The 16,065-nt window shown below is 71.8% G+C and carries 16 protein-coding genes; 4 read left to right on the top strand and 12 right to left on the bottom strand.

All coding sequences use genetic code 11. The features are described 5' to 3' along the window. Window positions 1-9 precede the first annotated feature (9 nt). From OG509_RS27370 to rimP, 8 genes are all read right to left on the bottom strand, one after another. Window positions 10-966: a bifunctional riboflavin kinase/FAD synthetase gene (locus OG509_RS27370; protein ID WP_406185168.1), complete on the bottom strand. Its 957-nt coding sequence runs from the start codon at window positions 964-966 to the stop codon at window positions 10-12. A gap of 330 nt (window positions 967-1,296) precedes the next feature. After that, window positions 1,297-2,205, bottom strand: coding sequence for a tRNA pseudouridine(55) synthase TruB (gene truB / locus OG509_RS27365; RefSeq protein WP_406185167.1), 909 nt, complete (start codon window positions 2,203-2,205; stop codon window positions 1,297-1,299). Continuing rightward, window positions 2,202-2,654, bottom strand: a complete 453-nt coding sequence (gene rbfA, locus OG509_RS27360) for a 30S ribosome-binding factor RbfA (protein ID WP_406185166.1) — start codon at window positions 2,652-2,654, stop codon at window positions 2,202-2,204. Before rbfA ends, truB begins: the two co-directional genes overlap by 4 nt. 28 nt (window positions 2,655-2,682) lie before the next feature. Continuing rightward, window positions 2,683-2,976: a DUF503 domain-containing protein gene (locus OG509_RS27355; protein ID WP_030651158.1), complete on the bottom strand. Its 294-nt coding sequence runs from the start codon at window positions 2,974-2,976 to the stop codon at window positions 2,683-2,685. Window positions 2,977-3,129: 153 nt separating this feature from the next. After that, window positions 3,130-6,258: a translation initiation factor IF-2 gene (gene infB / locus OG509_RS27350; RefSeq protein ID WP_406185165.1), complete on the bottom strand. Its 3,129-nt coding sequence runs from the start codon at window positions 6,256-6,258 to the stop codon at window positions 3,130-3,132. 148 nt (window positions 6,259-6,406) lie between these two features. Then, complete coding sequence (locus tag OG509_RS27345) at window positions 6,407-6,694, bottom strand: YlxR family protein (protein ID WP_351781482.1); 288 nt, start codon at window positions 6,692-6,694, stop codon at window positions 6,407-6,409. 119 nt (window positions 6,695-6,813) lie between these two features. After that, a complete protein-coding gene (gene nusA / locus OG509_RS27340; RefSeq protein ID WP_030161474.1) occupies window positions 6,814-7,824 on the bottom strand; it encodes a transcription termination factor NusA in 1,011 nt (336 codons plus the stop codon). 2 nt (window positions 7,825-7,826) lie between these two features. Further along, on the bottom strand, window positions 7,827-8,339 hold the full coding sequence (rimP, locus tag OG509_RS27335) for a ribosome maturation factor RimP (protein ID WP_406185163.1): 513 nt from the start codon (window positions 8,337-8,339) through the stop codon (window positions 7,827-7,829). A 114-nt stretch (window positions 8,340-8,453) separates the two neighbouring features. Here rimP and OG509_RS27330 point away from each other — a divergent pair, with 114 nt between their 5' ends. The 4 genes from OG509_RS27330 to OG509_RS27315 are packed head-to-tail and all read left to right on the top strand — an operon-like array spanning window position 8,454 to window position 11,352. Next, window positions 8,454-9,056, top strand: a complete 603-nt coding sequence (locus OG509_RS27330; protein ID WP_406185161.1) for a hypothetical protein — start codon at window positions 8,454-8,456, stop codon at window positions 9,054-9,056. Further along, window positions 9,053-9,511 (top strand): ferritin-like domain-containing protein, encoded by a 459-nt coding sequence (locus OG509_RS27325; RefSeq protein ID WP_385590264.1) that lies wholly within the window; start codon window positions 9,053-9,055, stop codon window positions 9,509-9,511. Before OG509_RS27330 ends, OG509_RS27325 begins: the two co-directional genes overlap by 4 nt. Window positions 9,512-9,527: 16 nt before the next feature. Next, window positions 9,528-10,430, top strand: coding sequence for an aminoglycoside phosphotransferase family protein (locus OG509_RS27320; protein ID WP_406185160.1), 903 nt, complete (start codon window positions 9,528-9,530; stop codon window positions 10,428-10,430). Between the two features lie 46 nt (window positions 10,431-10,476). Continuing rightward, window positions 10,477-11,352, top strand: a complete 876-nt coding sequence (locus OG509_RS27315) for a slipin family protein (RefSeq protein ID WP_406185158.1) — start codon at window positions 10,477-10,479, stop codon at window positions 11,350-11,352. Window position 11,353: 1 nt separating this feature from the next. Here OG509_RS27315 and OG509_RS27310 read toward each other — a convergent pair whose 3' ends face one another. The 4 genes from OG509_RS27310 to ispG form a co-directional block, all read right to left on the bottom strand. Beyond that, window positions 11,354-13,051, bottom strand: a complete 1,698-nt coding sequence (locus OG509_RS27310; protein WP_385590270.1) for a proline--tRNA ligase — start codon at window positions 13,049-13,051, stop codon at window positions 11,354-11,356. A gap of 42 nt (window positions 13,052-13,093) precedes the next feature. After that, window positions 13,094-13,666: a GNAT family N-acetyltransferase gene (locus tag OG509_RS27305; protein ID WP_406185156.1), complete on the bottom strand. Its 573-nt coding sequence runs from the start codon at window positions 13,664-13,666 to the stop codon at window positions 13,094-13,096. An 85-nt stretch (window positions 13,667-13,751) separates the two neighbouring features. Continuing rightward, window positions 13,752-14,597: a GNAT family N-acetyltransferase gene (locus OG509_RS27300; protein ID WP_406185155.1), complete on the bottom strand. Its 846-nt coding sequence runs from the start codon at window positions 14,595-14,597 to the stop codon at window positions 13,752-13,754. Between the two features lie 170 nt (window positions 14,598-14,767). Then, window positions 14,768-15,925, bottom strand: a complete 1,158-nt coding sequence (gene ispG / locus OG509_RS27295) for a flavodoxin-dependent (E)-4-hydroxy-3-methylbut-2-enyl-diphosphate synthase (protein WP_053693180.1) — start codon at window positions 15,923-15,925, stop codon at window positions 14,768-14,770. Window positions 15,926-16,065: the final 140 nt, after the last annotated feature.

The raw sequence follows: 16,065 nt of genomic DNA, 5'->3' as shown, positions 1-16,065 counted from the left end.
CGACCCGGCTCAGCTCTCCGCGTCGTACGCGTCCGTCAGCGTCCGCGCCCGCTTCACGTCGTCCGCGATCGCTTCGAGGAGGCCGTCCAGCGATTCGAACTTCGCCATGCCGCGCACGTACGCGAGGAAGTCCACGGTGACGTGCATGCCGTACAGGTCCAGGCCGACCCGGTCGATCGCGTACGCCTCCACCGTCCGCTCGGTGGCGTCGAACTGCAGATTCGTGCCGACCGAGATCGCGGCCGGCATCCGCTCGCCGTTGGCGGTGAGCCAGCCCGCGTACACGCCGTCCGCCGGGATCGCGGTGTGCGGGGGCGTCTCGACGTTGGCGGTCGGGTAGCCGAGCTCGCGCCCGCGCTGGGCACCTCGTACGACGACGCCCTCGACCCGGTGCGGCCGGCCCAGGATCTCGGCCGCGCCCTCCATGTCGCCCTCGGCGACCAGCCTGCGCGCCAGGGTGGAGGAGAAGGGCACCCCGCCGCCCGCCTCGCCGCGCTCGACCAGGTCCACGACCTCGACCTCGTAGTCGTACGTGGCGCCCAGCTCGCGGAGGAAGTCGACGTTCCCGGCGGCCCGGTGGCCGAAGCGGAAGTTCGGACCCTCGATGACGGCGCGCGCCTGCAGCTTGTCGACGAGCACCTTCACGATGAAGTCGGCCGGGGAGAGCTGGGAGAACTCCGCCGTGAACGGCAGGATCAGCAGCGCGTCCACACCCAGGCCGGCCATCAGCTCGGCACGGCGGTCGTACGGGGCCAGGATCGGCGGGTGGCTGCCGGGGCGCACGACCTCGCTCGGGTGCGGGCTGAAGGTGACGACGACGGACGGGACGCCGAGCGCGCGGGCCTTGGCCACGGCCTGCCCGATGATCAGCTGATGGCCCCGGTGCACACCGTCGTACGAGCCGATGGTGACGACGCTGCGTCCCCAGTCCTGGGGGATGTCCTCCAAGCCACGCCAGCGCTGCACTGTGACCGCTCCTCGCCCGAACCGTGTAGGCCCTTGTACTGGTTGCCGATTGCTGGACTAAGACTGCCATGCCCGTGCCCGGGGCCCAGCATCGGCATCTGGGTGGGGTCCGTCTCCGTCATCTCGGGAAGGCGGCGCCCCGGCGGGGAGGGGCACGGGGGGCGAAAGCGCCCCCTTACGCTCCCTCCAGTCACTCCGAGCGCCTGCCCGGACGGGTGAATACGAGGGCCCCGCTGGATAGAGACCTACCCGAGGGGGGTCGTGGAGCGGTGAGCGGCAGGCGATGTGCGCTCACCGCTTCACGTCAAAGCGGATCGGCGGATCAGCGGATCAGGCGAAGACCGCCAGGGACTTCGCCTTGCCGCCCTTGCTCTCCACGAGCCCGAGCAGCACGCCTTCCGGCCCGTAGACCGCCACCGTCTGCCCCGCGGGGTACGCGTCCGGCATGTCGATCCGCACGCCGTTGGCGAGCAACGAGGCCCGCCGGGCGTCGAGGTCCCAGCGCGGGAAGGCCGCGGCCGCCGCCTCGCCGATCGGCATGACGGTCAGCTCCTCCTGGAGCTGGTCCAGGGTCCGCGCCCGGTCGATCTTGTACGGGCCCACCCGGGTGCGCCGCAGCGCGGTCAGGTGCCCGCCGACGCCGAGGTCGGCGCCCAGGTCACGGGCGAGCGCGCGGATGTACGTACCGCTGGAGCAGACGACGGAGACGACGAGGTCGACGACCTTGGTGCCGTCCTCGGCCTCCGCGTCCCGCATGTCGTACACCTGGAACGACGAGATGGTCACCGGCCGGGCCGGGATCTCGAAGTCCTCGCCGTCCCGGGCGCGCTTGTAGGAGCGCACGCCCTTGATCTTGATGGCGCTGACCTTCGACGGGACCTGCATGATCTCGCCGGACAGCTTGGCGATGCCCTCGTCCACGGCCTCGCGCGTCACCGCGGAGGCGTCCGCCGAGGAGGTGATCTCACCCTCCGCGTCGTCCGTCAGGGTGTTCTGACCGAGGCGGATCGTCCCGAGGTACTCCTTCTCGGTGAGCGCGAGGTGGCCGAGGAGCTTGGTGGCCTTCTCGACGCCCAGAACGAGGACGCCCGTCGCCATCGGGTCGAGCGTGCCGGCGTGGCCGACGCGGCGGGTCTTGGCGATCCCGCGCATCTTGGCGACCACGTCGTGCGAAGTGAAGCCGGACGGCTTGTCGACGATGACGAGGCCGTCCGGCGTCTTCCCTGCGTTGTTGCTCATTCGGAGGCTGCGTCCTCGTCGTCCTCGTCGCCCGGCTTCTTGTACGGGTCGGCGTCGCCGGCGTACTGGGCGCCGGAGGACACCTCGCGCACCTGGGCGTCGGAGGTCCGCGCCTTCTCGAGGAGGTCCTCGATGGTCTTGGCGTTCTCCGGGAGGGCGTCCGCGACGAAGGTCAGGGTGGGCGTGAACTTGGTTCCCGCCGCCCGGCCGACCGCGGAGCGCAGTACGCCCTTGGCGCTTTCGAGGCCCGCCGCCGCGCTGGCGCGCTCCTCGTCGTCACCGTAGACCGTGTAGAAGACCGTGGCCTCCCGCAGGTCGCCGGTGACCCGGGTGTCCGTGATGGTCACGTGCGTACCGAGGCGGGGGTCCTTGACACCACGCTGCAGCTTCTCGGCCACCACCTCCCGGATGAGGTCCGCCAGCTTCTTCGCCCGCGCATTGTCGGCCACTGGTCCGTCTCCTTCTTATGTCTTGCAGTCAGTCTTCATCACCGTGCAGCCGCCGTCTCACCGACAGCAGCTCCACTTCCGGACGCGCCGCGACCAGCCGCTCGCAGCGGTCCAGTACATCCGAGAGGAACCCCGCGTCCCCACTGACCAGAGCGACCCCGATACGGGCCCTGCGGTGCAGATCCTGGTCGCCCACTTCGGCCGCGCTCACGGAGAACTTGCGTTGGAGCTCGGCGACGATGGGCCGGACGACAGAGCGTTTCTCCTTCAGCGAGTGGACGTCGCCGAGGAGCAGATCGAAGGACAGAGTCCCCACGTACATTCAGTTCCGGATATCCCGCCGGTGCGGGTTCGGTGGCCTGCCGGCCGTCGCGCGGCAGGGTCACCAGAACCGTACACGCAACGGCCGGGGCCGATCGACGGATATTCCGCCGACCGGCCCCGGGCTTACGACACGGTACGAACCGCCTCGCGCTTACGCGCGGGGCTTCTCGCGCATCTCGTACGTCGCGATGACGTCGTCGATCTTGATGTCGTTGAAGGAACCGAGGTTGATACCACCCTCGAAGCCCTCGCGGATCTCGGTGACGTCGTCCTTGAAGCGGCGCAGACCGGAGATGGTGAGGTTCTCGGCGATGACCTTGCCATCGCGCAGGAGCCGCGCCTTGGTGTTGCGCTTGACCTCGCCGGAGCGGATGAGAACACCCGCGATGTTGCCCAGCTTGGACGAGCGGAAGATCTCGCGGACCTCCGCCGTACCGAGCTCGACCTCTTCGTACTCCGGCTTGAGCAGACCCTTGAGGGCCGCCTCGATCTCCTCGATGGCCTGGTAGATCACCGAGTAGTAGCGGACGTCGACACCCTCGCGGTCCGCCATCTGCGCGGCACGGCCGGCCGCACGGACGTTGTAACCGATGACGATGGCGTCGGAGCCCATCGCCAGGGCGATGTCGGACTCGGTGACCGCACCCACACCGCGGTGCAGGACGCGGATGTCGACCTCTTCGCCGACGTCGAGCTGGAGCAGCGAGGACTCGAGGGCCTCGACCGCACCGGACGCGTCGCCCTTGATGATGAGGTTGAGTTCCTGGACCAGACCGGCCTTGAGGACCGAGTCGAGGTCTTCCAGGGACACCCGGCGGACGCGCTTGGCGAAGTTGGCGTTGCGCTCACGCGCAGCACGCTTCTCGGCGATCTGACGGGCGGTGCGGTCCTCGTCGACGACGAGGAAGTTGTCGCCGGCGCCGGGGACGTTGGTGAGACCCAGGACCAGGACGGGGGTCGACGGACCCGCTTCCTCGACGTTGTTGCCCTTGTCGTCGAGCATGGCGCGCACGCGGCCGTAGGCGTCGCCCACGACCATCGTGTCGCCGACGCGGAGGGTACCGCGCTGGACGAGGACGGTGGCAACGGCACCGCGGCCGCGGTCGAGGTGGGACTCGATCGCAATACCCTGAGCGTCCTGCTCCGGGTTGGCGCGCAGGTCGAGCGAGGCGTCGGCGGTGAGGACGACGGCCTCCAGCAGGGAGTCGATGTGCAGACCCTGCTTGGCGGAGATGTCGACGAACATCGTGTCGCCGCCGTACTCCTCGGCGACCAGACCGAACTCGGTGAGCTGACCGCGCACCTTGACCGGGTCGGCACCCTCGACGTCGATCTTGTTGACCGCGACGACGATCGGGACGCCGGCGGCCTTGGCGTGGTTCAGCGCCTCGATCGTCTGCGGCATGACGCCGTCGTTGGCCGCGACCACGAGGATCGCGATGTCGGTCGACTTGGCACCACGGGCACGCATGGCGGTGAACGCCTCGTGACCCGGGGTGTCGATGAAGGTGATCTTGCGGTCTTCACCGTTGACGTTGGTACCCACCTGGTAGGCACCGATGTGCTGGGTGATGCCGCCGGCCTCGCCCGCGACGACGTTCGTCTTGCGGATGGCGTCGAGCAGTCGGGTCTTACCGTGGTCGACGTGACCCATGACGGTGACGACCGGGGGACGCGGCATGAGGAATTCCTCGCCGCCCTCGTCCTCGCCGAACTCGATGTCGAAGCCCTCGAGGAGCTCGCGGTCCTCCTCCTCCGGGCTGACGATCTGAACGACGTAGTTCATCTCGTCGGCGAGGAGCTGGAGGGTCTCGTCGGAGACGGACTGCGTGGCAGTGACCATCTCGCCGAGGTTCATCATGACCGCGACCAGCGACGCCGGGTTGGCGTTGATCTTCTCCGCGAAGTCGGTGAGGGAGGCACCGCGCGACAGGCGCACGGTCTCGCCGCCGCCGCGCGGCAGCATCACGCCGCCGACCGACGGGGCCTGCATGGCCTCGTACTCCTGGCGCCTCTGGCGCTTCGACTTGCGACCGCGACGGGCGGGCCCGCCGGGACGGCCGAAGGCACCCTGCGTGCCACCTCGGGCACCGGGACCGCCGGGACGGCCACCGAAGCCGGGACGACCGCCGCCACCGGCGCCGGCCGGGCCGCCGCCGAAGCCGCCGCCACCCGGACGCGGGCCGCCGAAGCCGCCGCCGCCCGCGGGACGCGAGCCGGGACCGGCCGGACGGCCGGCGAAGCCGCCGCCACCGGGACGACCGGCGCCACCACCGGGACGCGGGCCACCGGCACCGGGACCACGGCCACCGGGGCCGCCGCCGGGACGGGGACCGGGACCACCGGCAGCGGGACGCTGCGGCATCATGCCCGGGTTCGGACGGTTACCGCCGGGAGCACCACCGGGACGCGGGGCGCCGCCCTGCGGACGGGGCATGCCGCCCGGGGTCGGACGACCGGCACCGGGACCCTGGGGACGCGGAGCGCCACCGGGACCGCCCTGCGGGCGGGGAGCACCCTGGCCGCCGCCGGCGCCGGGGGCACCGGGACGGGGAGCGCCGGCCGGACGGGGCGCCTGCGGGCGCGCCATGCCGGTGGAGCCACCAGAGGTGAACGGGTTGTTGCCCGGACGGGGACCGGCCGGACGGGCGCCCTGCGGACGCGGTGCCTGGGAACCGGGACCGGAGGGACGCTGTCCCTGGCCGGGGGCGGTGCCTGCCGGGCGCGGGGCGCCGGGACGGGCGCCGGCCTGGCCACCCTGGGCCGCGGGACGCTGCTGCGCCGGACGCGGGCCCGGGGTCGCGCCGGGACCGGCGGGACGCTCGGTGCGCGCCGGGGCGGCCGGGGCCGCCGGAGGCGCGGAGAACTCGGTCGCCACGGGAGCCGCCGGAGCGGGCTTCGGGGCGGCCGGAGCCTTCGGACCGGGACGCGGGCCGGAGGCGGCCGGAGTCACCGGGGCAGCTGCGGCCGGGGCCTCGGCAGCGGCCGGCTTGGGAGCCGGTGCGCCGGGCTTCGGGGCAGCGGGACGTGCAACGGCACCCGGGGTGGGAGCCCCGGGCTTGGCGGGCGCGGCCTTGCGGGGCGCGCCCGGCTTCGCAGCGGACTTGCCGGCGTTGCCGCCGGGCCCCTGCAGTGCGTCAGTCAACTTGCGTACAACCGGCGCCTCGATCGTCGAGGACGCCGAACGGACGAACTCACCGAGTTCCTGGAGCTTGGCCATGACGACCTTGCTCTCAACTCCGAACTCCTTGGCGAGTTCGTATACCCGGACCTTAGCCACTTCGCTCCTTTTAGGTCCGGGTTACGCCGGACCGTCGCTACTTCATGGGCGTACTCATCGCGTACTCATCGAGTGCTCATCGCAATCTCGACCTACTTCCAACTCGCGAGGTACCTGACCGCACGGGGTATCCGTGCCGTACTACTTCTTACGGTGTCGCCTCGGCCACGACGGCCACGGCTTTGCTCAGTCCGGTCGTGTCGAGTGCTCCCGGGGACCGAAGGGCCCGGGGGAACGCTCTGCGACGGACCGCCTTGTCCAGACAGACCACGGCAGGGTGCACGTAGGCACCCCGGCCGGGCAGCGTACCGCGTGGATCAGGGACGCATTCGTCCCCGATCGCCACGATGCGCAGCAGATCGCTCTTGGCCGCTCGCTCCCGACACCCCACACAGGTGCGTTCGGGGCATGCGCGGGCTTGCGTCCGGCCAGACACGCCTAAGTCTACCTCCCCGCACCGACCTCACCCCTTCGGGCGAAAAATCGAACGGATGTTGTCGAGATCTGCTGTCTTGATCCTGTCTACCGGCCGGACAGCTCCGACCGGTACCGGATTTATTCCCCGCCCCGGGCCCGGTCGGCGTCCGGGGACACCTCGGTGTCGGGGCGGATGTCGATGCGCCAGCCGGTGAGCCGCGCGGCGAGGCGGGCGTTCTGGCCCTCCTTGCCGATGGCCAGCGACAGCTGGTAGTCGGGCACGGTCACCCGGGCGGAGCGCGAGTCCCAGTCCACGACCTCGACCTTGCTCACCCGGGCGGGTGACAGCGCGTTCGCGACCATCTCCGCCGGGTCGTCCGACCAGTCGACGATGTCGATCTTCTCACCGTGCAGCTCGGCCATGACATTGCGCACGCGGGCACCCATCGGGCCGATGCACGCGCCCTTGGGGTTGAGGCCCGAGCGGGTGGACCGCACGGCGATCTTGGTGCGGTGGCCGGCCTCGCGGGCGATCGCCGAGATCTCGACGCTGCCGTCCGCGATCTCCGGGACCTCCAGCGCGAAGAGCTTCTTCACCAGGTTGGGGTGGGTGCGCGACAGGGTCACGGACGGACCGCGGACACCCTTCGCCACCCGTACGACGTACGCCTTGATGCGCAGGCCGTGCGTGTACTCCTCGCCGGGGACCTGCTCCTGCACCGGCAGGATGGCCTCCAGCTTGCCGATGTCGACGAGGACGTTCTTGGGGTCCTTGCCCTGCTGGACGACGCCGGTGATCACGTCGCCCTCGCGGCCGGCGAACTCGCCGAAGGTCAGGTCGTCCTCGGCGTCGCGCAGACGCTGCAGGATCACCTGCTTGGCGGTCGTCGCGGCGATCCGGCCGAAGTCCGACGGGGTGTCGTCGAACTCCTTGGCCTCCTGCCCCTCCTCCAGGTCCCGCGGGTCCTCCGTCGCCCACACGACGACGTGGCCGTTGGTGCGGTCCAGCACAACGCGGGCGCGCCGGAAGCTGCCCTCGGTGCGGTGGTACGCGATGAGGAGGGCCGACTCGATCGCCTCGACGAGCAGGTCGAAGGAGATCTCCTTCTCCCGGACCAGACCCCGCAGGGCACTCATGTCGATGTCCACGGCTACGCCTCCTCTTCCTTCTTGTCCTTGCGGTTGAACTCGATCTCGACCCGCGCCTTGGCGATGTCGGTGAAAGCAATGCGGCGGGCGGTCGCCTTGCGGCCCTTCACGCCCGGAACCTCAAGGTCCATTCCCTCGTCGTCCACGTCGAGGATGCGGGCGATCAGTTCCCCGGCGCCCTTTTCACCTTCGGCGGACAGCTGGAACTTCACGAGACGGTCGATCGCCCGTACGTAGTGACGGTGCTCGGTCAGCGGGCGGTCCGCGCCCGGCGAGCTCACTTCGAGGACGTACTCGTCCTCGCCCATCACATCGGAATCGTCGAGCTTGTCGGAGACCTCGCGGCTCAGCTCGGCACACGCGTCCAGCTCCACGCCCTCGTCGGAGTCCACGATGATGCGCAGCATCCGGCGCTTGCCGGCCTTGGACATCTCGATGTCCTCGAGGTCCAGGCCCTTGGCGGCGACGAGCGGCTCCAGCAATCCGCGCAGCCTGTCGCTCTGGGTGGTGCTCATCCGGGTGACTCCTCGGCCGCGTGTGCTGTTGTGGTTTACGTCGCGTGTCAGGTCAAAGGGTATCCGGTCGCGGAGGGTGTTGCCGTCCGCCGTGGGGACGGGGCCCCGGGTACGGTGATCACACCCTGCCCCGCCACCACCTCCGAGGACGTCTCCGTGCCCTGGACCCTGCCTTCGCGGCCCTCTCGCAGGAGCCTGCTCACCGCCGCCGCCGGCGCGGCCGGCGCCGCGCTGCTCACCGGGTGCTCCGATGGGGGCGGCTCGTCGGAAACCGCCACCGGCGTTCCACTCGAACGGCGGATGCGCGAGACAGCCGTTCGGGACAGTGAGCGGCTGCTGGAACGTTACGACGCCACCGCCGCCGCCCATCCGGCCCTGGCCGCGCGCCTCGCGCCGCTGCGCTCCGCGGTCGCCGCCCACGCGGGGGCGCTCGCCTCCGCGGACGCCCCGGCCGGCAGGACCCCGAGCTCCGCGCCGCCGTCCCCGTCGCCCTCGTCCGCCGCGGCCGGCGCCCCCGTGGTGAGCGCCGAGCCCGTGCCGCCGAAGCCCGAGGAGGCGCTGACCGCCCTCGCCGACGCCGAGCGGAGCCTCGCCGAGGCCCGGACCGTCACCCTCGCCGGGGCGCCCGGGGAGCTGGCCCGGCTGCTGGCCTCGGTGGCCGCCTGCGGCGCCGTACACGCGTATCTGCTGACCTCGCCCCAGGGAGACAAGCCGTGACCCCCGAACCCTCCTCCGCGAGCCGCGCCCTGGAGGCGGCGCAGGCCGCGCTCGCCGCCGAGCACGCGGCCGCATACGGCTACGGGGTCATCGGCGCCCGGGCCGCCTCCGCGCGGTCGGCCGAGGCCCGCGAGGCGTACGGCGGCCACCTCTCCCGCCGGGACGCGCTGGCCCGGACGGTGCGAGAGATGGGCGGTTCGCCGCGGCCCTCGGAGGCCGCGTACGCCCTGCCCTTCGAGGTGCGCACTCCGGCCGACGCCGAGCGGCTGGCCGCCGAGATCGAGGACCGGGTGGCGGGCGCGTACTCCGATCTGGTGCGGGCGGCGGACGGCCGGCTGCGCCGTGAGGCGGCCGACGCGCTGAGCGCCGCGGCCGTGCGCGCGGCACGCTGGCGCGGGGTCGGCGTAGCCTTCCCTGGGCTCACGGAACGTGGAGAACGAGCTCGGACCAGCTGAAAGGGATCACGCACGCATGGCTTTCGAACCGCCGCAGCGGCTTGTACGGGCGCTCGGCGAGACGCCGGATTCGGCGCAGAACGCGGACTGGCTGGGGCAGTTGCCCCGGCTCGCCGAGGAGGCGCTGGCACGGCGTGGGGTGCGGGCCCAGCGGGTGCAGGCCCCCGGCGGCCGGAGCAGTCTGGTCCTCCTCGTCCACTACGCCGACGGCACGCCGGCCGCGCTGAAGCTGGCTCCCCCGCAGGCCCGGCCCGACCGGGAGCTGGCCGCGCTGGCGCACTGGGGCGGTTTCGGGGCGGTACGGGTCCTCGACACCCGGCACCACGAGGAGGACGGCGCGCTGCTGCTGGAGCGGCTCCACCCGGAGGTGTCGCTGCGCTCGCTGCCGGAGGCGAAGGCCCTGCTGGAGGCGTGCGGGACGCTGCGCAGGCTGTGGGTGACCCCGCCGGCCGGACACCCGTTCGAGACGGTGGCGGAGCGCACCGCGCAGCAGGCGGAGGTGCTGCGCAAGGCCGCGCCGGAGGCCGGGGCGCTGGCCTCCGCGGCGCTCGCGGTCCGCGAGGAGCTGACGGTGCTGCCCGCCGAGGAGCTGCTGCTGCACGGGAACTTCCGGCAGGGCAAGGTGCTGGCGGGCGAGCGGGCGCCGTGGTTGGCGGTGGGGCCCGATCCGCTGGTCGGGGACCGCGCGTACGACCTGGCGCGGCTGGTCCGGGACCGGCTGGAGGACCAGGTCGCCTCCTCGGCGGGGGCCGCGGGCGCCCGGCGCCGGGTGAACAAGCTGGCCGACTCCCTGGAGCTGGACCGGGACCGGCTGCGGGGCTGGACGCTGTTCCGCGCGGTGGAGTCCGGCAACCGGGCGCTGGCCGCGGGGCGGCGCCGGGAGGCCGAGCTGCTGCTGGAATTCGCGGCCTGGTTGTAGGGCATACCGTTTAGAGGTAGGTATGCACGTCCGGCAGGGGGCCGTCATGGTCGAAGAACTGCTGACAGCGGCAATCGCCGCGGGTGTGGGCATCGCGGTCTACATGGGCGCCGCGGCCCGGGTGGTGAAGCAGTACGAGCGGGGCCTGGTCTTCCGCTTCGGCAGGCTGCGCGAGGAGATCCGGCCACCCGGCTTCGCGATGATCGTTCCCGTGATCGACCGGATCCACAAGGTGAACATGCAGATCGTGACGCTGCCGGTGCCGGCGCAGGAGGGCATCACGCGGGACAACGTCACGGTGCGCGTGGACGCGGTCGTGTACTTCAAGGTCGTCGACCCGGCGAACGCGATCGTGGCGGTGGAGGACTACCGCTTCGCCGTCTCGCAGATGGCGCAGACCTCGCTCAGGTCGATCATCGGCAAGTCGGACCTGGACGATCTGCTGTCCAACCGGGAGATGCTCAACCAGGGCCTGGAGCTGATGATCGACAGCCCGGCGGTGGGCTGGGGCGTGCAGATCGACCGGGTCGAGATCAAGGACGTGTCCCTTCCCGAGACGATGAAGCGGTCGATGGCGCGACAGGCGGAGGCGGACCGGGAGCGGCGGGCCCGTGTGATCAACGCGGACGCGGAGCTGCAGGCCTCGCACAAGCTGGCCCAGGCGGCGGAGGTCATGTCGGAGCAGCCGGCGGCGCTGCAGTTGAGGCTGCTGCAGACGGTGGTGGCGGTGGCCGCGGAGAAGAACTCCACGCTGGTCCTGCCGTTCCCGGTGGAACTCCTGCGCTTCCTGGAGCGCGCGGCCCCGGCGCCGGGCGGGGCGGAGCAGGCCCCGCCCGCGGTCACCGCGCCGCCGCCCCCGCCCCCGGTCGCCGGGCCGGACCCCGCCTCCGGCGAACCGCAGGACGAACCGAAGGCGGACTGACCTACGCCGTCAGGCGGGCGAGGGCTTCCGCCAGGGGCAGTTCCTCGCGGGTGCCCGTGGCGCGGTGCTGGAGTTCGACCACCTCGTCCGCCGAGCGACGGCCCGCCACCAGGATCCACGGGACGCCGATCAGCTCCGCGTCCGTGAGCTTCACGCCCGGCGACAGGCCCGGGCGGTCGTCGAGCAGGACCCGCAGCCCGGACCCCGCCAGGGCCTCGGCCGCCTGCTCCGCGAGCCCCAGCTGTACGGCCTTGCCCGCCGCCACCACGTGGACGTCCGCCGGGGCCACCGCCGCCGGCCAGGCCAGTCCCCGCTCGTCCGCGGTCTGTTCGGCCAGCGCGGCCACCGCCCGCGAGACGCCGATCCCGTACGAGCCCATCGTGACCCGCACCGGCTTGCCCTCCCGGCCTAGCACGTCCAGCCCGAAGGCGTCCGCGTACTTGCGGCCCAGCTGGAAGATGTGCCCGATCTCGATCGCCCGGTCCAGCCGGAGCCCGGCGCCGCAGCGCGGGCAGGGGTCGCCGGGCTCGACGACGACCACGTCGAGGTACTGGTCCACCTCGAAGTCGCGCCCGCAGACCACGTTCCGGGCGTGCGTGTCCACGCGGTTGGCCCCGGTCACCCACGAAGTGCCGGGCGCGACGCGGGGGTCGGCGAGGTAGCGGACCTTGCCGAGGCCCTGCGGGCCCACGTAGCCGCGTACCAGGTCGGGGCGGTCGACGAAGTCCTCGGCGGTCACCAACTCCACGACGGCCGGGGCCAGATGCTCCCCCAGCTTGCCGAGGTCCACCTCGCGGTCGCCGGGTACGCCGACGGCCGTGATCTCGCCGTCGACCTTCACCAGGAGGTTCTTCAGCGTCGCCGACGCGGGCACGCCGAGGTGCGCGGCGAGGGTCTCGATCGTCGGGGTGTCGGGGGTGTCGACCTCCTCGATCGCGGGGTGCTCGGCGTCCACCGGGACCAGTGCGAAGGTCACGGCCTCGGTGTTCGCCGCGTAGTCGCAGGACGGGCAGTCCACGAAGGTGTCCTCGCCGGCCGCCGCGGGCGCCAGGAACTCCTCCGACGCCGAGCCGCCCATCGCGCCCGACACGGCGGACACGATGCGGTGGTCCAGGCCGAGGCGCTCGAAGATCCGCTGGTACGCGGCCCGGTGGAGGGCGTACGACTCGGCGAGGCCCTCGTCGCTCACGTCGAAGGAGTACGAGTCCTTCATCTGGAACTCGCGGCCCCGCAGCACGCCGGACCGCGGCCGGGCCTCATCGCGGTACTTGGTCTGGATCTGGTAGAGCATGACCGGCAGGTCCTTGTAGGACGTGCACTGGTCCTTCACCACCAGGGTGAAGATCTCCTCGTGGGTGGGGCCGAGCAGGTAGTCCGCGCCCTTGCGGTCCTTGAGCCGGAAGAGCAGGTCCCCGTACTCCGACCAGCGCCCGCTGACCTCGTACGGCTCCTTCGGCAGCAGCGCCGGGAGCAGCACCTCCTGGGCCCCGATCGCGTCCATCTCCTCGCGGACGATGCGCGAGACGTTGTCGAGGACCTTCTTGCCGAGCGGCAGCCAGGTCCACACGCCGGCGGAGCTGCGGCGGACGTAGCCGGCCCGGACGAGGAGCCGGTGGCTGAGGGTCTCCGCGTCGGCCGGGTCCTCGCGGAGGGTCTTGGCCATGAGGCGGGACATGCGCTGCACGTGTTGCGATGACATGTCGGGAGGCTACCGGGGCCGCGCCGCCCCCCGGAAACCGTTTCAGGGCCGGCGCAGCGGCAGCGGGGCCCCCATCACGGCGTACGGGAGGCTCGCACTCGGGAAGTGCACCTGGCGGGCCAGGTCCGTGTAGCCGAGGGCCCGGTAGAGCCCGCGGGCCGGGCTCTCGGTGTCGATGGCGGAGAGGATGGAGCGGGGTTCCTCGGCGGCGTCGGTGAGCCGGGTGATGAGGGTGCGGCCGACGCCGCGGCCCTGGAAGCCGGGGTGGACGTGCAGCTCGGTGATCACGAAGGAGCCGTCGAGCCAGCCGTCGAGCCCCTCGGACCGCAGATACGGTTCGACGACGGAGGACCACCAGTACGCCCGGTCGTTCGGCATCCCGTACACGAACCCGGCGAGGGCCCCGTCCTCGGTGAAGGCGCCGAGGGCGCGGGCTCCGCGGCAGGTCATGTGGCGCTGCACGATGTAGCGCCGGATGCCGACCTCCTCCTCGCTGAGCCCGAAGGCCACGGCCTGCACGCGCAGGGCCTCGTCCACGCGGTCGGCGAGGTCGAGGGGACCGATGCGGAGTCCGGCGGGCCGGTCGGGGCCGTCGCCCTCGGGGGTAGGCAGCATGCCGCGACCTTACTGGGCGCCCCCGCCGGCGTCCCTACGGCCCCCGCCCCGCATGCGGCGGGGCCGGGCCGTGCGGGCGGCGCGTTCAGAACAGCACGCTCATGAAGGCGCCCACCTCGCGGAAGCCGACGCGGCGGTACGCGGCCCGTGCCGCGGTGTTGAAGTCGTTCACGTAGAGGCTGACCACGGGGGCGATGTCGCGCAGCGCGAATTCGACGACGGCGGCCATCCCCGTCTCGGAGTGCCCCCGGCCGCGGAACTCGGGGTCCACCCACACGCCCTGGATCTGGCAGGCGCGGGCGGTCGCGGCGCCGATCTCCGCCTTGAAGACGACCTTGCCGTCCTCGATGCGGGCGAAGGAGCGGCCGGTGCCGACCAGCTCGGCGACCCTCGCCTGGTAGAGCAGTCCGCCGTCGCCGGCCATCGGCGAGACGCCGACCTCCTCGGTGAACATGGCCACGCAGGCGGGCATGATCAGGTCCATCTCGTCCTTGCGGATCCGGCGCACGAGCGGATCGGGACGCACGGCGGCGGACGGCTGCTCGGTGACCATGAGCGGCTGGTGGGAGCGCACGTCACGGGCGGGGCCCCAGCTGGGCTCCAGGAGCCGCCACAGCAGCCGGGTGGCCTCGGCGGGCCCGACGATGGAGGAGCAGCGGCGGCCGGTGCGCCGGGCCCGGTCGGCGAAGGCCCGGACGGAGTCGGAGTCGGCGCAGACGGGGACCAGGTTGGCGCCCGCGTAGCAGAGGGAGCGCAGCCGGCCGTCGGTGTAGTAGCCCCACATCTCGCCGCCCAGGCGCCACGGGTCGAGTCCGGCGACCTGGACCCGGGAGGTGACGAAGGCGTTCTCGACCGGCTCACGCCCGAGGACTTCGAGGGCGGCGTCGAGATCACTGGGCTCAAGGACCCGGGTGGTGGTCTGCGTCAACACTGGGGCCTCACCATACAAGTCTGCTGATCTCCGCACTGTACCCGGCGTCACCGGAGGATGCCTGGTCCCACGGGTCACGAAAAAGCCCCGGCCCCGCCCGCGAGCTGCGGGAACGGGGCCGGGGCCGATGCGTGCGGGGTGCCGGGCGCGGGGCCGGGCGCCCGGTGTGATCAGACGCCGATGGCGACGGTGGGCTCGCCGGAGGCGATGCCGTCCTTCTCCATCTGCTCGGCGATCTTCATCGCCTCTTCGATGAGGGTCTCCACGATCTTCGACTCGGGGACGGTCTTGATGACCTCGCCCTTCACGAAGATCTGGCCCTTGCCGTTGCCGGAGGCGACGCCGAGGTCGGCCTCGCGGGCCTCGCCCGGGCCGTTCACGACGCAGCCCATGACCGCGACGCGCAGCGGGACCTCCATGCCCGTGAGGCCCGCCGTGACCTCCTCGGCCAGCTTGTAGACGTCCACCTGGGCGCGGCCGCAGGAGGGGCAGGAGACGATCTCCAGGCGGCGCGGCTTCAGGTTCAGCGACTCCAGGATCTGGATGCCGACCTTGATCTCCTCCACCGGCGGGGCCGAGAGGGAGACGCGGATCGTGTCGCCGATGCCCTCGGAGAGCAGCGCGCCGAAGGCGACGGCGGACTTGATGGTGCCCTGGAAGGCCGGGCCCGCCTCGGTGACGCCGAGGTGCAGCGGGTACTCGCACTGGGCGGCGAGCTGGCGGTAGGCGTTGACCATGACGACCGGGTCGTTGTGCTTGACCGAGATCTTGATGTCGCTGAAGCCGTGCTCCTCGAAGAGGGAGGCCTCCCACAGCGCGGACTCGACCAGCGCCTCGGGGGTGGCCTTGCCGTACTTCTTCAGCAGTCGCGCGTCGAGGGAGCCGGCGTTGACGCCGATCCGGATCGGGGTGCCCGCGTCCTTGGCGGCCCGCGCGATCTCCTTGACCTTGTCGTCGAACTGCTTGATGTTGCCCGGGTTCACGCGGACGGCGGCGCAGCCGGCGTCGATCGCGGCGAACACGTACTTGGGCTGGAAGTGGATGTCGGCGATGACCGGGATCTGCGACTTCTTCGCGATGACGGCGAGGGCGTCGGCGTCGTCCTGGGTCGGGCAGGCCACGCGCACGATGTCGCAGCCGGAGGCGGTGAGCTCTGCGATCTGCTGGAGCGTCGCGCCGATGTCGGAGGTCCTGGTGGTCGTCATCGACTGCACCGAGATCTGTGAGTCGCCGCCGACGGCCACCGAGCCGACCTGGATCTTGCGGCTGACCCTGCGGTCGGCAAGCTTCGTCGGCACGGCCGGCATTCCGAGAGAGATGGCAGTCATCTGCTGTGCAACCCCAAGGTGTGGATCAAGGTCCCGAGATCGGCGGGCTCCAGGCTTCGAGATTACGCCAATCAAAGGGCCGCCCACGCATCCGAGGGGCTGGAACACCCGAACGTAGGGAGCCGGGCACGAAGTGTGCC

It is taken from the genome of Streptomyces sp. NBC_01006 (genome assembly GCF_045162725.1).
Classification (GTDB): Bacteria; Actinomycetota; Actinomycetes; order Streptomycetales; family Streptomycetaceae; genus Streptomyces.
Note: the sequence above shows the minus strand (reverse complement) of the source record. Positions and strands in the feature narration are given on the sequence as shown.

What these genes read in the sequence shown, in the direction of transcription:
- OG509_RS27320 (WP_406185160.1), top strand. Translation starts at nt 9,528, where the DNA reads ATGGCTTTCGAACCGCCGCAGCGGCTTGTACGGGCGCTCGGCGAGACG.
- OG509_RS27305 (WP_406185156.1), bottom strand. Translation starts at nt 13,666, where the DNA reads ATGCTGCCTACCCCCGAGGGCGACGGCCCCGACCGGCCCGCCGGACTC.
- ispG (WP_053693180.1), bottom strand. Translation starts at nt 15,925, where the DNA reads ATGACTGCCATCTCTCTCGGAATGCCGGCCGTGCCGACGAAGCTTGCC.
- rimP (WP_406185163.1), bottom strand. Translation starts at nt 8,339, where the DNA reads ATGAGCACCACCCAGAGCGACAGGCTGCGCGGATTGCTGGAGCCGCTC.
- truB (WP_406185167.1), bottom strand. Translation starts at nt 2,205, where the DNA reads ATGAGCAACAACGCAGGGAAGACGCCGGACGGCCTCGTCATCGTCGAC.
- OG509_RS27310 (WP_385590270.1), bottom strand. Translation starts at nt 13,051, where the DNA reads ATGTCATCGCAACACGTGCAGCGCATGTCCCGCCTCATGGCCAAGACC.
- OG509_RS27315 (WP_406185158.1), top strand. Translation starts at nt 10,477, where the DNA reads ATGGTCGAAGAACTGCTGACAGCGGCAATCGCCGCGGGTGTGGGCATC.
- OG509_RS27355 (WP_030651158.1), bottom strand. Translation starts at nt 2,976, where the DNA reads ATGTACGTGGGGACTCTGTCCTTCGATCTGCTCCTCGGCGACGTCCAC.